Below are 18,235 nucleotides of genomic sequence, written 5' to 3' on the forward strand. Positions count from 1 at the left end.
ACCGATGAGCGAGGAGCCGATCGAGCACGGCGTCCCCGGTCCGCCGAAGAATCTGGCGACGGGTCTGATCAAGGCACTCCGCCCGCGCCAGTGGGTGAAGAACGTCCTGGTCTTGGCGGCGCCGCTGGCGGCCGGAACCGAGGTCCTCAAGGATTCGGACCGGATGCTGAACGTCGGCATCGCGTTCATCTCGTTCTGCCTGGTCGCGTCGTCGATCTACCTCATCAACGACGCTCTCGACGTGGAAGCCGACCGCAACCATCCCACCAAGCGCTTCCGGCCCATCGCGGCGGGCGTGGTGCCGCGCAACCTCGCCTTCGTGCTCGCCGTGGTGCTGGCCGCCGGATCGATCGGCATCGCGTTCATCGCCAACTGGCAGACGGCCGTGACGATCGCGGTGTACCTGGGCGTGCAACTCGGTTACTGCTTCGGGCTCAAGCACCAGGCCGTCGTCGACATCTGCATCGTGTCGTCGGGCTTCCTGCTGCGCGCCATCGCCGGCGGCGTGGCCGCCGAGATCGACCTGTCCAAGTGGTTCCTGCTGGTGATGGCCTTCGGTTCGCTGTTCATGGCCGCGGGCAAGCGCTACGCCGAGTTGCAGCTGGCCGAGCGCACCGGGGCCAAGATCCGCAAGTCGCTCGAGTACTACACCACTACGTACCTGCGGTTCGTGTGGACGCTCTCGGCCACCGCCGTCGTCCTCTGCTACGGACTGTGGGCCTTCGACGGCATCCACTCGCAGAACGTCTATTACGCCATCTCGATGGTGCCGTTCACCGTCGCGATCCTCCGCTACGCCGTCGACGTCGACGGCGGCCAGGCCGGCGAGCCGGAGGACATCGCGCTCGGCGATCGGGTGCTGCAATTCCTTGCGGTGGCGTGGGTCGTGCTGGTGGGTGTTGCGGTCTATGTCCCGCTCTGATGAGTCCCGGTCCGATGATCCGACGACGGTGATCCCGGTCGTCTCCGACGACCCCGATGGCCCGGAGGCCCTCGACGAGCCCCGCGACGGCGGACGGCCCGCGAACCGCGGCGACCGGCGCAGGCTGATCGCACCGATCGCCAGCTTCTCGATCGGAGCCCTCGCCGTCACCGTGCTGTTCGCGATCGGTGCGTGGCAGCGCCGCTGGATCGCCGACGACGGCCTCATCGTCCTGCGCACCGTGCGCAACCTCCTCGCGGGCAACGGACCGGTCTTCAACGCCGGTGAACGGGTGGAGGCCAACACCTCCACCGCGTGGACCTACCTGATCTGGTTCTGGAGCTGGGTGACCGGCGCCGAGCACACCGAGTACGTCGCACTCTGGGTGGCGCTGGTGCTGTCGGTGGCCGCGCTGCCGCTCGCCATGTACGGCACGGCGCGCCTGTACGGTCGCCGGGTGCTCGGGCCGGGGCTCACACTGCTGCTGCCGTTGGGCGCGATCGTGTACATCGTGATTCCGCCCGCGCGCGACTTCGCCACGTCCGGCCTCGAGAACGGTCTGGTGATCTTCTGGATCGCCGCGCTGTGGTGCCAGTTCCTCGCCTGGGGCCGGCGTGACCCGGACGACGGGAGCCGGCGGTCGCGGATCGCCTTCCTGCTCCTGGCTTTCACCGCGGGCATGGCGCCGCTGATCCGTCCGGAGATCACGGTCTTCGGCGGACTGGTCCTGCTGGTGCTGTTCGTCTCGCGGATCGGCTGGCGCATGCGTGTGGCGATGGTGGTGGTCGCGGGAGCCGTCCCGATCGGCTATCAGATCTTCCGCATGGGCTACTACGCCGTCCTGGTGCCGAATCCGGCGATCGCGAAGGATGCGAGCGGTTCCAAGTGGAAGCAGGGCTTCGCCTACCTGGACAACCTGTTCACCCCGTACACCCTGTTGCTGCCGGTGATCGTCGCGATCGTGGCGGGCGTACTGCTCGCCGTCGGCGCGTACCTGGCTCGCCGCGAGGCTCCTCGGGCGGCGTCTGCCGTCTCGGCGGCCCCCGCCGACGATGCCGATGCGCCGGAGATCCTCGGGGCGCCGCCGGTCCCGCCGATGCAGCGGCTCCGTCGCACGTGGTCGTCGGCCGTCGACCACGTGCAGTCCCAGAACGCCGTCGTCGTCACGACGCTGGTGGCCGGGCTGATCCTCGGCCTGTACTGGATTCGGCAGGGCGGGGACTTCATGCACGGCCGCGTCCTGCTGGCGCCGCTGTTCATTCTGCTGCTGCCGGTGATGGTGATCCCGGTGACGATTCCCGCCTCGCTCTCCAGCGCGCGGTCGCGGTACCAGCTCGGCGCCGGGCTGCTGCTGCTCGGCGGCGTCGTCACCACCGTGTGGTGGGGGGTGGCGGTCAATCAGACCGTGCTGCCCAACGCCGGTATGGACATCGGCCGCGACGGCATCGTCGACGAGCGTCGCTTCTATGTGACGAACATGGGCAACGAGAACCCGGTCACCGCAGAGGACTACCTCGAGTATCCGCGGATGCGCGCGATGGTCGAGAAGATCCGGCAGACCGAGGCCGCCGGAGGCGGGGTGATCCTCCCGTCGGCGAACTTCGACGAGTGGTACGTGGCTCCGCTGCCCGAGCACTTGAAGCCCGGGATCCCGAGACAGACCACGGTGTACTTCCTCAACCTCGGCATGACGAGTATGAACGCTCCGCTCGACGTCCGGGTGGTGGACCAGATGGGCCTGGCGTATCCGTTGGCGGCGCACACGCCGCGGCTGACCGACGGGCGCATCGGGCACGACAAGCATCTGCCGACCGAGTGGGTGGTCGCCGAGAGCGGAAGCGTCTCGGGTTTCCCGGCGTTCATCGACCGGGACGAGGTGAAGATGGCCCGCGTGGCACTGACCTGCCCGATGACCGAAGCGCGATTCGCCTCGTACAAGGGCACCTGGACATTCGCTCGATTCCGGCACAATCTGCGGCAGGCCGCAGAGTTCAATTCCTACCGGATCGCCCGCGAACCGAAATACGAGATCGAGCGGTGCGGCTTGGCGATGCCCAAGGGGCTGACCTCGGATAACTGAGAGCCGCCTCAGGTGAAGCTGAGACGGACATGTGTCAGATAGCTCTCACCGATTGGCGGGCCAGATATCGAAACGGTAACGTCCTTGCTCGGTTGCACGATAGAAACGGCGTGGCCGCAACGAGGGTGAAGGCCCGCGGAGCGGCTGTGCACAAGTCGACTGACCAGGCGATGTGATTGCGATCACAGGGTTTGGTGAGGGTGGGAGAGTCGAATAGGCTCGCTCTATCCAGTTGCAGATGTGACTTTTGTGACGTCAACGACGGTGCCCACGCGTGCCGAAGAGGTTCACAGGTGGTCTCAGGACCGCCGGTGAGTGCAAAGCAGAGTTAGGGAGAATGCAGTCAATGCGCGTAGCTAAGAGCAAACCGCAGGCCGGCCATCGCCGGTTCACCGCGGTCCTCGTCGCAGTGCTCACTGCCATGGGGCTGATGGGTACCGCCATCGGAGCGGGTCAGGCGAGCGCCGCGTCGTACGCGGGGTTCTGGATCGACGCCTGTGGCATGCCGACCAACGGCGCCTTCGGCAACAAGTCGATGGCCCCCGGTCAGGTGAAGGTGCAGGCCTGGCGCAAGCCCGGCAACACCCGCACGGTGATCCTGCTGGACGGAATGCGTGCGCGCTACGACCGCAGCGGCTGGGACATCGAGACCAACGCCCGCGCGATGGCCGATCGCGGCGTCAACGTCGTCATGCCGGTGGGCGGTCCCGCCAGCTTCTACACCGACTGGGATGCGCCGTCGAACTTCAACGGCCAGCGCAAGGCGTACAAGTGGGGCTGCGTGCTCGACAAGCGCCTCGTCCCGGCTCTGCGCAGCAAGGGCTTCGCGAGCAAGGGCGGCAAGTACGCCATCATGGGTCTGTCGATGGGCGGCGGTGCCGCGCTGACGCACGCCGCGCAGCGTCGTGACCTCTACTACGCGGCCGGCTCGCTGTCGGGCTACCTGACGCTGTCGGCGCCGGGCATGCGCACCGCGCTCCGTCTGGCCATGCTGGACGTGGAGCCGCAGCCGTGGAACATCGACGCGATGTGGGGTCCGCCGTGGAGCCCGCGTTGGACGCAGAACGATCCGTTCATGCTCATCAACCGCATGCACGGCCTCAAGATCTTCGTCGGCTCGGGTAACGGTCTGTTCGGCCGCTACAACTACCCGCAGAACACCTTCGACGACCTGTTCAAGGGCACGCCGCTCGAGCTCCTGGCGTTCGCGCAGGCCAAGGCCTTCGAGGCTGCGGCCTTCGTCCAGGGAGTCCCGGTGATGTCGTACTCCGCCAACGGCACCCACGCCTGGGGCTACTGGAGCGACATGCTGTGGAACGCCAAGGCCCGGGGATTCTTCAACTGATCCCGCTGGCCGCGCGCTAGAGCACATCTCGCCTGAGCCGCGACATCGCATCCGCGATGTCGCGGCTCAGTCCGTTGTCGGGCCGACTGTGGCCGGGCGGGGGGCCGGGCGGGGCTGGTTCGGTCGCGTCATTCCGGGACGTCTTAGACACTTCAGTCACATAATTCACACGAGTCACAGCGTGGCGCGCACCGAACTGAGGATTTCCCGTGTAAAAACACGGGAGACGCCCGGTGTCGCGTGGGCGCGAGAAGGCACGGCCGGGGACTTGTGAGGAGTACGCAGTGAAGATCTGGACCAAGACGACGACCGCGAGACGAGGCGCGGCGAGTCTCGCCGTGGCCGTATCGATGGTCGCCGCCGGTGCGGGGCCCGCGCTCGCCGATCCGGCGCCCCAGCCGCCGCAGCAGGCGCCCGCCAAGCCGGCTCCCAAGCCCGCGCCCAAGCCGGGCGCCGCCAAGCCCGCCCCCGCCAAGCCGGACGCCAAGCCCGGCGACAAGCCGGGAGCCAAGCCCGCTCCGGCCAAGCCGGCACCGCCGGCCGTGGTCACCAAGACGTACTGGTACAGCTCGCACCGCGTGGCGCTGTGGGTGCACTCGCCCGCGATGAACACCGACATCCAGGTTCAGATCCTCCTGGCCCGCGACTGGTTCTCGAACCCGGGCGCCAAGTTCCCCCAGCTGACCATGCTGGACGGACTGCGGGCGCAGGACGACCAGAGCGGTTGGCTCATCAACACCAACGCCGAGCAGTTCTATCAGGACAAGAACGTCAACGTGATCATGCCGGTCGGCGGTGAGTCGAGCTTCTACACCGACTGGAAGGAACCCGACCGCGGTAAGAACTACCAGTGGGAGAGCTTCCTGATCCACGAGCTGCCGCCGATCCTCGAGGGACAGTGGCGATCCACCGACGTGCGCGGCATCGAAGGTCTGTCGATGGGCGGGTCGGCGGCGATGATGCTCGCTGCCCGCAACCCCGGCTTCTACCGGTTCGCGGCGTCCTTCTCGGGCATTCTCCAGCTGTCGTCGTACGGGATGCCGCAGGCCGTCCAGTTCGCCCTGCGCGACGGCGGCGGCTACGACTCGATGAAGATGTTCGGACCGCCGAGCGACCCGGCTTGGAAGGAGCACGACCCGTACGTGCTCGCATCCAAGCTGCGGGGCACCAGCCTGTACATCTCGTCGGGCAACGGCGTGGTGGGCCCCCACGACAAGCCCTCCGACATCCCGCTGTTGGCGACCAACTACTCCGGCGTGGGCCTGGAGGTCCTCTCTCGGGTCACCAGCCAGCAGTTCGCCTCCCGCCTCAACAAGCTGGGCATCCCGGGGCAGGCCGTCTACCGGCCGTCGGGTACGCACACCTGGCCCTACTGGGAGTTCGAAATGGCACAGGCGTGGCCGCAGGCCGCGAGCGCGCTGGGACTCAGCGGCGACAAGGTGGCGTGCCAGGTGGGCGACGCCTTCAAGAAGGCGCCGCAGGTCAAGGATCTCGGCGGCTGCCTCACCCCGCAGTACCCGGTGCCCGGTGGCAGTGCCCAGGACTTCCGCAACGGACGCATCTTCACCGGACCCAAGGGGCCGAAGGTGGTCGGCGGCGCGATCGGCGGCGCGTACGTGCCCGCCGCGGACCGGTTGGGACTGCCGACCAGCGACGAGCAGACCGGCCGCGACGGCGTCAAGTTCAACACCTTCGAACGCGGCAAGATCACCTGGACTCCGCAGGGCGGTGCCCGGGTCGAGTGACCCGCACCACCACTGCCTGAGTTTCGTCTGAGGAATTGCCATGTCTTCGCAGGTGAACCCCTTTGCGCGGCGGGTCGGGCCGCTCGACGGCGGTAGGCTGGCCGTCATGACTGCCAAGTACCTCCGGCTCGCCGTCGCGGCGGGAGCGCTCGCCGTCGCGGTCGGCGCGCTCACCGCGTGCAGCGATTCGTCGACCGCGAGCGCCCCCATCGGCACCGCGCCAGTCACCACCACCACGATGCCCGGATCGGATTCGAGCAAGGCGTCCGCATCGGCTGAGGCGTCCAAGCAGGCCGAGAGCGGGGCGTCGAAGGCCGCCGTGTCGCCGCCCGAGACCAAGCCGAACTCGTCCACCACGCCGCCGGGCAACTTCCCGGGCGGATCGCCGCCGCCGAGCGGCATCAAGCTGAGCGACAAGGACAAGGCGTATCTGACGGATCTGAAGAAGCAGAACGTCTCGTTCATGGGCGACGACGACAACAACGTGGCGCTGACCATGGGTCACTACGTGTGCGACGCGAAGTCGCAGAAGGCCGATCCCATGCTGGTGAAGGCGTACGTGCGTGCCGCGATCGGCCCGATGACCAAGAGTGACGCCGAGGCGAACACGAAGTCCGACAAGGTGATCGCCGCGGCAGAGAAGAACCTGTGCTGAAGCGCCGCCGAATCGGGCGGCTGCTGCTGATCGTGCTCGTCCTCGCGATCGTCGCTGCGCTGCTGATCGGATTCCTGATCTATCAGTGGCTCAAGCCGCCGCCTCCTCCGCCGGGGCCCGGGCAGCCGGGCACCACCACCACGGCGCCGTCGAACCGTCCGCAGGCGCAACCGGCCGACTGTCCCGACGTGTTGACCCTGGTGATCCCGGGAACATGGGAGTCGAAGGCGGGCGACGATCCGTACCATCCCACCGCGAACCCGAAGTCGCTGATGCTGAAGGTCTCCTCGCCGCTGGAGGAGAAGTTCGATCGGTCGCGGACCGAGGTGTACACCGTGCCGTACAAGGCGCAGTTCCGAAATCCGACCAACCTGGCGGACCGTCAGGCGAGCTACGACGATTCGCGTGCTCAGGGCACCCGGCGTGCAGAGGAGAAGCTCCGCAAGACGCATGCGCACTGCCCGCTGACGCGGTACGTGCTGATGGGCTTCTCCCAGGGCGCGGTCATCACCGGCGATGTCGCGAGCGATATCGCCAACGGCCGCGGTCCTATCCCGGCGGCCGACCAGGACCTGGTCCTGGGCGTGGGGATGATCGCCGACGGCCGTCGTCAGCCGGGCGGTCAGCACGACGTGGCGCCGAGCCCGGCCGGTGTCGGCGCCGAGATCGCACTCGGCGGTTTCGGCAGCATGGTTCCCGGAACCACGCTGTCCGGCGCTCGCAGCGGCGGTTTCGGCGACCTCTCCGATCGCGTCTACTCGATCTGCGCGCCCGGCGACCTCATCTGCGATTCGCCGACCGTCAACGATCCGCTGAGTGCGATCGGCAAGCTGGCGAACGCGGCGGGCAACCCGGTGCACGCCCTGTACGCGACCACCCGGTACTGGAAGTCGAACAGCGGACAGAGCGCCACGCAGTGGATGACCGCGTGGGCCTCGAAGCTGATCTCCGGTGCGCCGCATCCCGAGCACACCTGAACCGGAGACCGGCTCCCCGAGACCCGCGCCGCCCGACAGGGGCGGTATCAGTGCCGGTCAGCTTGGGCGATGCGACTGCCTGCGATAGCCTTCTCGGGTTGGGGCCCGCGCAGCGGGCCGCAGACCTATGAGGAGAACGCTTCGTGACGACTGCCAAAGACTCGTCGACGCACACCGCCGACGGACTTCGGAAGTTCCGCTTCGGCGCGGGCGGCGAGGGCAACAAGGACGAGGGCGGCGCCCGGAAATTCGTCAAGCTCGCCCAGACCGCTGAAGAGTACGGGTACGACACCTTCGCGATACCGGATCACATGGGCAACCAGGTGGGGCCGCTCGCGGCCCTCGGTGCGCTCTCGCAGGCCACCAGCACCATCCGTCTCGCGACGTCCGTGCTGGCCAACGGTTTCCGGCATCCGGCCGTGCTGGCCAAGGAGGCCACCACCATCGACGTCCTGTCGAAGGGCCGGCTGGAGCTGGGCATCGGCTCGGGCTGGATGAAAGAGGAGTTCGACAAGGCGGGCATCGAATTCGGCACGCCCGGCGAGCGGATCCGCAGGCTCGACGAGTCGTTGACGATCCTGGACAAGCTGATGCGAGGCGAGACCGTCGACTTCGACGGCGAGTTCTACCAGATCAAGGGCCTCGAGGGGTCGCCTCGACCGCGCCAGGGGCCGCGACCGCCGATCGCGGTCGGCGGCGGAGGTCCCAAGATGCTCGCGCTCGCCGCCAAGCACGCCGACATCATCTCGGTGGCGACCGGCACCACCCGCGAGGGCAAGCTCCGGCTGTCGGACATGACGATCGAGAAGACCATCGAGCGCGTCGACCGGATCCGCGAGGCCGCCGGCGACCGGTTCGATCAGATCGAACTGAACTGGACCATCGCCACCATCGTCGTCACCGACGATCGCGTGGCCACCGCGGAGATGGCGCTCAAGGCTCTGGAGCAGGGGTATCCGCCGAACATCGCGCGCGATGTGGAGCTGACCGTCGACGACATCCTCTCGTCGCCGTACCTGGCCTTCGGCTCCTTCGAGGAGATCGCCGAGCAGATCCGTGAAGTCCGCCGCCGGACCACGATGAGCTACGTGGGAGTATTCCCGACGCAGATGGACGCGTTCGCGCCTGTCATCCCGCTTCTGCGGGGAGAGTAAACTGACCGAGGTTTTCGTACGTTCGGGGGGCTGGGCACCGTGGTGCCACGGGGGGACGCGTGCGGATCAATTGACCCAAGGCCGTGCAAGAGTGCGGGTAACAGGAGTTAACGGATGCTGAATACCGAGTTCGAGCAGTTCCTCGACGAGACCGGCAACCTCCATTTCGAGGACGACGTGACGCTGGTCGACTATGTCGAGCGCAACGTTCGGGAACAGGCCGACACCCTGGCCTACCGCTTCCTCGATTTCAGCCGGGAGCGGGACGGTGAGCGCATCGACCTCACCTGGGCGCAGTTCGGCAAGCGTCTGCGCGCCGTCGCCGCGCGGCTGCAGCAGGTGACGCAGCCGGGTGACCGGGTCGCGATCCTCGCGCCGCAGTCGCTGGAGTACGTGATCGGCTTCTTCGCCTCGCTGTACGCGAGCAATATCGCCGTGCCGTTGTTCAGTCCCGACGAGCCCGGCCACACCGACCGGCTGATCGGTGTCCTCGAGGACTGCAAGCCCTCGGCGATCCTCACCTCGACGAAATCGGCCGAGGCGGTGCGCGACTTCTTCGCCGACCGTCCGGCCAAGGAGCGCCCCCGCGTGATCGCGGTGGACGCGGTTCCCGACTCGGTGGGCGCCTCCTGGGTGCCGCCGGTGGCCGACCGGAACAGCCTCGACTCGGTCGCTTACCTGCAGTACACCTCCGGCTCGACCCGCGTGCCCGCCGGCGTGGAGATCACCTACCGGGCGGTGGCAGCGAACTGTCTGCAGATCTACGACACCATCGAGATCGACCGCAACGCCCGCGGCGTCACCTGGTTGCCGCTGTTCCACGACATGGGTCTGCTCACCGTGATCCTGCCCGCGCTGGGCGGCCGCTACGTCACGATCATGAGCCCGATGGCTTTCGTGCGCCGCCCGGGCCGCTGGATCCGCGAGCTGGCGGCGGTCGACGACCACGCCCCGACCTACGCCGCGGCCCCCAACTTCGCCTACGAGCACGCTGCGCTGCGCGGTCTGCCCCACGAGGGCGAGACGCTCGACCTGTCGAACGTGATCGGCCTGATCAACGGTTCCGAACCGGTCACCGTCAGTTCGATGCGCAAGTTCAACGAGGCCTTCGCGCCGTACGGGCTCTCGCCCAAGGCGATCAAACCCTGCTACGGCATGGCCGAGGCCACGCTGTTCGTCTCTGCCACCCAGCGCGACAACGAGGCGCTCGTCCGGTACGTCGACCGCGAGAAGCTAAATCAGGGCGAATTCGTGCCGGTCGACTCGGAGGCCGAGGGCGCCGTGGCGCAGGTCTCGTGCGGTCAGGTGGCGCTGAGCCAGTGGGCCGCCATCGTCGACCCGGAGACGGGCGAGGAGCAGGCCGACGGGCGGGTCGGTGAGATCTGGCTGAACGGACTGAACATCGGCGAGGGCTACTGGAACAAGGACGAGGAGACCGTCGAGACCTTCCACAACCGGCTGGCCAAGCGGCTCGAGAGCGGCAGCCACGCCGAGGGCGCACCCGACAACGACCGCTGGATGCGGACCGGCGACTTCGGCGTCTGGTACGAGGGCGACCTGTACATCACAGGGCGAGTCAAGGACCTGGTGATCGTCGACGGCCGCAACCACTACCCGCAGGATCTCGAGGCGAGCGCCCAGGAGGCGAGCGTCGCGATCCGTCCGGGCTTCGTCGCCGCATTCGCGGTGCCGGCCAACCAGTTGCCCGACGAGGTCTTCGAGGGCGGTTTCAGCGGACTCACCCGCGATCCCGACGACTCGTCCGAGCAGTTGGTGATCGTCGCCGAGCGTCCCGGACGCAAAGCCGACCCGCAGGAAGTGGCCGACGCCGTACGCGCGACCATCGCCGGCAGGCACGGCGTGATGGCCCGCGACGTGCTGCTGGTCCCGAACGGTTCCATTCCGCGCACGTCCAGCGGCAAGATCGCACGCCGCGCCACCAAGGCCGCGTACATCGACGGAACCCTGCGCGGCGGGTACCAGCAGACCGCGTTCCCCGACGCCGACGCATGAGACGGCGACCGGCCCGGTATGTCACGCCGTGACATACCGGGCCTTTTGCTGAGTAACGAAATGATTAACGCCACCGGTAGGCTGAATACGATGTCTGAAACTGAGAACACCGCGCCGTCTGACAGCACTGCGCCCTCCGACACCACTGGGCCCACCGAGCGCACCGGGCCCTCCGAGAGCACTGAGTCCCCGGCCGGCCGCGCCGTCTCGAACGGCGAGACCGTCGGCGACCTGACCGTCGACGAACTGCGCGACTGGCTCCGCAACTGGGTGTCGCGGGCCACGGGTGTGGCCGTCGAGCAGATCTCCGACGACCGCCCGATGGAGGAGTTCGGACTGGCCTCGCGGGACGCCGTCGCGCTCGCGGCCGACGTCGAGGACTTCACCGGGGTCATCCTCACCGCGACCGCCGCGTACAACCACCCGACGATCGCGTCGCTGGCCAAGCGGATCATCGAAGGCGATCCCGACGAGGGACTCGACGTCGAGGCCGACCGGTTCTGGGAGCGTGAGCGATCGGCCGACGACGATATCGCCATCGTCGGCCTGGCCACCCGGTTCCCCAAGGCGGGCACCACCCCGGAGTCGACCTGGGAGGCGCTGATCAGCGGCGTCGACGGCATCACCGATCTGCCGGACGACCGGTGGCTCGAGTTCAAGGCCGACCCGCGACTGGCCGAGGCCATCGAGAAGGGCAACGTCCGCGGCGGCTACCTGGACGACGTGACGGGCTTCGACGCCGACTTCTTCCAGATGAGCCCGCGCGAGGTGGAGAACGTCGACCCGCAGCAGCGGCTCGCACTGGAGCTGACGTGGGAGGCGCTGGAGCACGCGCACATCCCGCCGAGTGACCTGCGCGGTGGCCAGGTGGGCGTCTTCATGGGCACCTCGACCAACGACTACCAGTTGCTGGCGACCCTCGGGCTCGGCGAAGGCGCATCGGAGACGGCCGCGTACGCGCTGACCGGTACGGCGACGTCGATCATCGCGAACCGAGTGTCGTACTTCTTCGACTTCCACGGCCCGTCGCTCGCCATCGACACGGCGTGCTCGTCGTCGCTGGTCGCCGTTCACGAGGGCGTGCGCAGCCTGCGGAACGGTGATTCGGATGTCGTCATCGCCGGCGGCGTCAACATGCTCATCACCCCGGCCGCGACGCTCGGCTTCGACCAGATCGGCGCACAGGCGCCGGACGGTCGGATCAAGGCCTTCTCCTCGGACGCCAACGGCATGATCCGCGCCGAGGGCGGCGGCGTCTTCGTCCTCAAGCGGATGGCCGACGCCCGCCGCGACGGCGACACCGTTCTCGCGGTGATCGCCGGTTCCGCGGTCAACTCCGACGGACGCTCGAACGGCATCTTCGCGCCGAATCCCGAAGCCCAGGTGGAGGTGCTGCGCTCGGCGTACGCCGACGCCGCCATCGACCCGCGCACCGTCGACTACGTCGAGGCGCACGGCACCGGAACCGTGCTCGGCGACCCGATCGAGGCCGATGCGCTCGGCCGCGTGGTCGGTCGCGGCCGCAGCGGCGACGCGCCGATGCTGCTCGGCTCGGCCAAGACCAACTTCGGTCACATGGAGTCGGCGGCGGGCGCCGGTGCGCTCGCCAAGGTGGTGCTCTCGCTTCAGAACGACAGACTCCCCGCTTCGCTGAACTACGCGGGACCCAACCCGTACATCCAGTTCGAGGCCACTAACCTCCGGGTGATCACCGAACCGACCGAGTGGCCGCGGTACTCCGGGCACGCCGTCTCCGGTGTCTCCGGATTCGGTTTCGGCGGAACCAACGCGCACGTCGTGGTCCGCGAGGTGCTGCCGTCCGACTTCGAAGACCGCGCGGCCTCGCCCGCCGACGCCGACGCCGCCGCCGGGGTCCCGGTGCCCGACGATCTCGACGACGACGACTTCCTCACCGAGGCCGAGCGGGCGGTGCTCGCGGCTCAGGCCAAGCGTGAGCCGGTGGCCGCGGAGGCACCCGAGGCCGATCCGGCGGAGGGCTTCGCGCCGGCCGCCGTCCCCGGCGCTGTAGTGCCCCTGGTGATCTCCGGTTTTCTGGCCTCACGCCGGCGCAAGGCCGCCGCGGAGCTGGTCGAGTGGCTGGAGTCGGACGAGGGCAGGCAGACGCCGCTGGCGGAGATCGGCCGTGCCCTGGCTCACCGCAACCACGGCCGCACGCGCTCGGTGGTGATGGCTCGTACGTACGAGGACGCGGTCAAGGGCATGCGCGCGGTCGCCGAAGGTAAGTCGCTGCCCTTCGTCTACACCTGCGACTCTCCCGACGCCGCGTCCGCGGTGTGGTTGCTTTCCGGTTTCGGCTCGCAGCATCGCAAGATGGCCAAGCAGCTGTACACCGAGAACCCGGTGTTCGCGAAGTACGCCGACCGCGTCGACGCCTACATCCAGCGGGAGCTGGGGTATTCGATGGTCGAGATCTTCCTCGACGATGCGCGGACGTACGAGATCGAGACCGCGCAGATCGGCATCTACACGATCCAGGTGGCGCTGGCCGACACGATGCGCCACTACGGCGCCGAGCCCGGCGTCCTTGTTCCGCACTCGATGGGCGAGGCGTCGGCTGCCTACATCAGCGGCGGACTGTCGCTGGAGGACGCCACGCGGGTGATCTGCCAGCGTTCGCGCTTGATGGGCGAGGGCGAGGCGATGCTGACCGGCGACGCGGTGCGCTTCATGGCGTTGGTCGAGTACAGCGCGGAAGAAATCAACGACGTCCTCGTGGACTACCCGGACCTCGAGATCTGCGTCTACGCGGCTCCCACGCACACGGTGATCGGCGGTCCGGGACCGCAGGTGGACGCGATCGTGGCGCGTGCCGAGGCCGAGGGCAAGCTGGGCCGCAAGCTGCAGACCAAGGGCGCGAGCCACACCTCGCAGATGGACCCGCTGCTCGGTGAACTCTCCTACGAGATCACCGGCATCGAGCCGCAGCCGTTGAAGTACGGCGTCTACAGCTCGGTGGACCGCGAGACCTTCTACCGTCCGGGCACCCCCGACGTGTTCACGATCGACTACTACCTCAAGGGCCTGCGCCACAGTGTGTGGTTCGCCCAGGCGATCGCGAAGTCGGTGGAGGCCGGGCACCGCACGTTCGTCGAACTCTCGCCGAATCCCGCCGTCCTGATCTCGGTGGCCGCCACCACGTTCGGCGCCGGGGTGCACGACGCGGAGCTGATCGAGACGCTGCGCCGCAAGGAGGACGAGAGCTACGGGCTCGTCAACGCGCTGATGAAGCTGTACGTCCACGGGCATCCGGTGGATGTGGCGGCTCTGTTCGGCACCGGACCGGATCAGCGGTTCGCGAACATTCCGCGAACGCGGTTCGAGCGCAAGCCGTATTGGATCGATGCAGTGATCTCCGGTGGCTCGGGTGCCGGTTCGGTGCCGGGCGCGCACGTCGCGCTGCCCGACGGCAGGCACGCCTGGGAGGTCAACGCCGCGGCGGTCACCGATCCGCGGGAGCTGGTGCTCGCCGCGGCGAAGCAGGTGCTCGGTTCCGGCGCCGCGGTGGCGGCAGTCGAGTCTCTCGGTGATTTCCCGACCGACGGCACGGTCACGACCACGCTCACCGGCCACCCGGGTGGCGCGGCGATCAGTGTGCACGCCGGTCCGCAGGGCGGATTCGCGCTGCTCTACCAGGCCGCGGTGACCGGCGGCACGGTGCGCGAGCCGGTGCCGTCCGCGACCGGCGCGGACGCGCAGACGCCTGCCGAGGCCGCGAAGGCCTCCGGCTTCGTCGACGAGAAGGTGGTCGTCGAGGACGAGGTCGTCGACGTGATCGGCGACCGGTGGAGCCCGGACTCGGGAGAGAGCGTGGGCGACCGCCTCGCGGTCATCGTCGGTGAGTCGATGGGCTACGACCCCGAGGACCTGCCGCGGGAGATCCCCCTCATCGAACTGGGCCTCGACTCCCTGATGGCGGTTCGCATCAAGAACCGCGTCGAGTACGAGTTCGAGATCCCGCAGCTGCAGCTGCAGGCGATGCGACAGGCTGATCTGTCGGACGTCGAGAAGTTCGTCGCCTTCGCGGTCACCCACCGCGATCAGCTCGACGACCTGGAGAAGGCCACCGGCGGCGGAGAACTCGACACCGCCGCGCTGAACGCCTACATCGATGCGGAACTGGCCAAGGATGCTTTGAAGGGACAGGCGCCCGATGCGCCGGAGCCTGCAGAGCAGGTCGAGCCCGTTGAGCCGACGACGAGCGCGAGCGAGGAGTCGAGTCGGAGCCAGGTGGCCGAAGCGCCCAAGATGGCCGAGACCGCCACCGACACCCCGCCCGCACAGGCTCCCACCATCACCGACCAGGCGTCGGTGGCGGAGGCCTCGGGCACCGATGTGCCGCCGCGCGATGCTGCCGAACGCCTGACCTACGGTGCGTACGCGGTGGTGACCGGCAAGTCGGCCGGTGGCGTCTTCAACAAGCTGCCGGTGCTCGACGACGAGACCGCGGAGAAGCTCACCGAGCGGCTGAACGAGCGCACCGGAGGCGAGATCGACGTCGAGGACGTCCTCGATTCGGAGACGATCGAGGAGCTCTCGAACTACGTCCGTCAGCACATGGAGGCGTCTGCCGACATCGACGGCTTCGTGCGGTTCCTGCGTGTCCCGAAGAATTCCGACGGCACGCCGAAGCACACGTTCGACACCGCCGCGGGCGACCCGACGCCGATGCTGGTGTTCCACCCCGCGGGCGGCAACACCTCGGCCTACGAGGCACTGCTCAAGCGGCTGCCGGACGACCAGCCGGTGATCGGCTTCGACCGAGTCGAGGGCACCATCGAAGAGCGGGTACGGCAGTACATGCCGCGCCTGCGCGAGGTGCAGCCGCACGGTCCGTATGTGCTGGTGGGCTGGTCTCTGGGCGGGGCGCTGGCCTACGGCGCCGCACAGCTGCTCCGCGAGGAGGGCGAGGAGATCGCCTTCGTCGGACTGATCGACGTGGTGCGCCCGACCCGGGACGTGCCCGACACCCCGGAGAACAAGCGAGCGCGGCTGGAGCGTTGGAAGGCGTTCGCGATCAAGACCTACGGGCTCGACGAGGACGTGCCGATCCCGATGGACCGGCTCGTCGCCGCCGACGACAACGAGCAGTTCGCGATCATCACCGAGATGATGTCGATGTCGGGGACCAAGATTCCGGGCGGGATCATCGAGCATCAGCGGACGTCGTTCCTCGACAACCGTGCGCTCACCGAGATCGATCCCACTCCGTACGACGGCAAGGTGGTGCTCTACCGCGCGGACAAGATGCACGACGGAGCCATCGAACTCGAGCCGCAGTGGGCCGAGATCGATGAGGACGGGCGCTGGGGCGAGGTGGTGGACGATCTGGAGATCATTCACATCGGCGGCGACCACCTGGCCATCGTGGATGAGCCCTACGTCGCGAAGGTCGCAGCCGACCTGGCCCGCCGCATGGCAGATATCAGTACCGAGAAGTGACGGAAAGGGCACACGTAGTGACTGACACGACTGCTGCCAAGCTCGCCGATCTGCGCGAGAAGCTCGAACTGGCGAAGGAACCCGGGGGCGAGAAGGCGATCGCCAAGCGCGCCAAGAAGGGCATCCTGTCGCCGCGCGCACGGCTGGAGTTGCTGTTCGACCCGGGGACCTTCGTGGAGGTCGGTGCGCTCGCCAAGATGCCGGGAGCCGGGGAGACCGGTTACGGCGACGGCGTGGTGACCGGTCACGGGCTGGTCCACGGACGGCCGGTGGCCGCCTTCAGTCACGACCAGACCGTGATGGGCGGCACCGTCGGTGAGATGTTCGGCCGCAAGGTGTCGGCGCTGATGGAGTGGGCGGGCAAGCTCGGTTGCCCGATGGTCGGTATCAACGACTCGGCCGGCGCCCGCATTCAGGACGCCGTCACATCGCTGGCCTGGTACGCCGAGATGGGACGCCGCAACGACCTGCTGTCGGGTCTGGCGCCGCAGGTCTCGGTGATCCTCGGCAAATGCGCGGGCGGCGCGGTGTACACGCCTGCCAACACCGACATCCTGGTGGCGGTCGAGGACAAGAGCTACATGTTCGTCACCGGGCCCGACGTCATCAAGCAGACCACGGGTGAGGAGATCTCGGCCGAAGACCTCGGCAGCGCCCACAACCAGGCGCGGTGGGGCAACATCCACCACATCGCACCGGATGAGGCGGCGGCATTCGAGTGGGTCCGCGAGTACCTGCAGTACATGCCGTCGAGCGCACACGAGGAGCCGCCGATCATCAACCCGGGTCTGGAGCCGGAGATCACGGAGTCGGACCTCAGCCTCAACACGTTCATGCCCGACAACGACAATGCCGGCTACGACATGCGGGACATCATCATCCGACTGTTCGACGACGGCGCCTTCCACGAGGTCGGGGAGTTGTTCGCCCCGAACATCCTCACCGGCTACGCGCGAGTGGACGGTCGGAGCGTCGGCGTGGTCGCCAATCAGCCGAGCGTCATGGCGGGAACCCTCGACACCGACTCGGCGGAGAAGGCGACGCGCTTCGTCCGGATCTGCAACGCCTACAACATCCCGCTGATCTTCCTCGTCGACACCCCCGGCATCCTGCCGGGCCTGGTGGAGGAGCAGAAGGGGACCATCCGGCGGTCGGGCAAGTTCCTCTACGCCTACGTGGAGGCCGACGTTCCGAAGATCACCGTGGTCTTGCGCAAGGCCTACGGCGGCGCGTATGCGGTGATGGGCTCCAAGCAGCTGGGCGCCGACATCAACTTCGCTTGGCCGACGGCCAAGATCGCCGTCATGGGTGCGGAGTCGGCAGCGGCCGTGCTGACCCGCAAGCAGACCGAGGGTCTGTCGGCCAACGACGCCGACAAGGTCCGGCAGGACTTCATCGCCTTCTACAACGCGATGATGGCGACCCCGTACCTCGCCGCGGAGAAGGGGTACGTCGACGCGGTCATCGAACCCGCGCAGACTCGACTCCAACTCCGCAAGGCGCTGGCACAGCTGCGCGACAAGCAGGTGCTGCGGAACCCGCGCAAGCACTACTTGATGCCGATCTAGCGATCGGTATCCTTCCGGCCGCGGCCGGTCTCTGCTCGTGGTCAGGCGGCCAGGAGGGTGTCGAGGTAGTTCTCGATGCGAGATTCGCTGGGTTCGGGCGGCGGTTGGGGTTCGTGGCCCGGTAACAGTTCGGCGTGGTGGATCTGGTTGATCCGCCACCCGGGCGGTCTTGTCCCGCCGCGGCTGGTGTTGCCGCTGGGTCGCCAGGCGACTCTGCCGGCGTGGGGTCCGTCGATCAGGATCATCGTCTGCCATTGCCCGCTGCGGGGGCCGACGGAGCGATTGTGGCGCCCGCATGCGGCGCCGAGGTGGTCGA

10 protein-coding genes and 1 pseudogene are annotated in these 18,235 nt (G+C 68.0%); 10 read left to right on the top strand and 1 reads right to left on the bottom strand.

Going from position 1 to position 18,235, the window contains the following annotated elements; all coding sequences use genetic code 11:
• Nucleotides 1-4: 4 nt before the first annotated feature.
• From Y710_RS15310 to Y710_RS15355, 10 genes are all read left to right on the top strand, one after another.
• Nucleotides 5-922: a decaprenyl-phosphate phosphoribosyltransferase gene (locus Y710_RS15310; protein WP_006897130.1), complete on the top strand. Its 918-nt coding sequence runs from the start codon at nt 5-7 to the stop codon at nt 920-922.
• A complete protein-coding gene (locus Y710_RS15315; RefSeq protein ID WP_062367835.1) occupies nt 909-3,002 on the top strand; it encodes an arabinofuranosyltransferase AftB family protein in 2,094 nt (697 codons plus the stop codon). The genes Y710_RS15310 and Y710_RS15315 overlap by 14 nt, the downstream gene beginning before the upstream one ends.
• Before the next feature lie 346 nt (nt 3,003-3,348).
• Complete coding sequence (locus Y710_RS15320) at nt 3,349-4,347, top strand: alpha/beta hydrolase (protein WP_062367836.1); 999 nt, start codon at nt 3,349-3,351, stop codon at nt 4,345-4,347.
• Between the two features lie 284 nt (nt 4,348-4,631).
• Nucleotides 4,632-6,092, top strand: a complete 1,461-nt coding sequence (locus Y710_RS15325) for an alpha/beta hydrolase-fold protein (protein WP_197462945.1) — start codon at nt 4,632-4,634, stop codon at nt 6,090-6,092.
• Nucleotides 6,093-6,198: 106 nt separating this feature from the next.
• Entirely contained in the window at nt 6,199-6,747 is a 549-nt protein-coding gene (locus Y710_RS15330) for a DUF732 domain-containing protein (protein ID WP_062367837.1), read from the top strand.
• Nucleotides 6,741-7,724: a cutinase family protein gene (locus tag Y710_RS15335; protein ID WP_045539322.1), complete on the top strand. Its 984-nt coding sequence runs from the start codon at nt 6,741-6,743 to the stop codon at nt 7,722-7,724. The genes Y710_RS15330 and Y710_RS15335 overlap by 7 nt, the downstream gene beginning before the upstream one ends.
• 143 nt (nt 7,725-7,867) lie before the next feature.
• On the top strand, nt 7,868-8,878 hold the full coding sequence (locus tag Y710_RS15340) for an LLM class F420-dependent oxidoreductase (RefSeq protein ID WP_006897124.1): 1,011 nt from the start codon (nt 7,868-7,870) through the stop codon (nt 8,876-8,878).
• 114 nt (nt 8,879-8,992) lie between these two features.
• Entirely contained in the window at nt 8,993-10,891 is a 1,899-nt protein-coding gene (gene fadD32 / locus Y710_RS15345; protein WP_062367838.1) for a long-chain-fatty-acid--AMP ligase FadD32, read from the top strand.
• Nucleotides 10,892-10,981: 90 nt separating this feature from the next.
• Nucleotides 10,982-16,351: a polyketide synthase Pks13 gene (pks13, locus tag Y710_RS15350; RefSeq protein WP_062367839.1), complete on the top strand. Its 5,370-nt coding sequence runs from the start codon at nt 10,982-10,984 to the stop codon at nt 16,349-16,351.
• 17 nt (nt 16,352-16,368) lie between these two features.
• Nucleotides 16,369-17,919: an acyl-CoA carboxylase subunit beta gene (locus tag Y710_RS15355; RefSeq protein ID WP_006897121.1), complete on the top strand. Its 1,551-nt coding sequence runs from the start codon at nt 16,369-16,371 to the stop codon at nt 17,917-17,919.
• Between the two features lie 41 nt (nt 17,920-17,960).
• On the opposite strand, the pseudogene Y710_RS15360 reads toward Y710_RS15355, so the two are convergent.
• A pseudogene (locus Y710_RS15360) lies at nt 17,961-18,235 on the bottom strand (HNH endonuclease); the annotation flags it as partial.

This window comes from Gordonia sp. QH-12, assembly GCF_001578675.1.
Lineage (GTDB): Bacteria > Actinomycetota > Actinomycetes > Mycobacteriales > Mycobacteriaceae > Gordonia > Gordonia sihwensis.

Coding starts and splice junctions, on each gene's coding strand:
- Y710_RS15310 (WP_006897130.1), top strand. CDS start 5: ATGAGCGAGGAGCCGATCGAGCACGGCGTCCCCGGTCCGCCGAAGAAT.
- Y710_RS15315 (WP_062367835.1), top strand. CDS start 909: ATGTCCCGCTCTGATGAGTCCCGGTCCGATGATCCGACGACGGTGATC.
- Y710_RS15320 (WP_062367836.1), top strand. CDS start 3,349: ATGCGCGTAGCTAAGAGCAAACCGCAGGCCGGCCATCGCCGGTTCACC.
- Y710_RS15330 (WP_062367837.1), top strand. CDS start 6,199: ATGACTGCCAAGTACCTCCGGCTCGCCGTCGCGGCGGGAGCGCTCGCC.
- fadD32 (WP_062367838.1), top strand. CDS start 8,993: ATGCTGAATACCGAGTTCGAGCAGTTCCTCGACGAGACCGGCAACCTC.
- pks13 (WP_062367839.1), top strand. CDS start 10,982: ATGTCTGAAACTGAGAACACCGCGCCGTCTGACAGCACTGCGCCCTCC.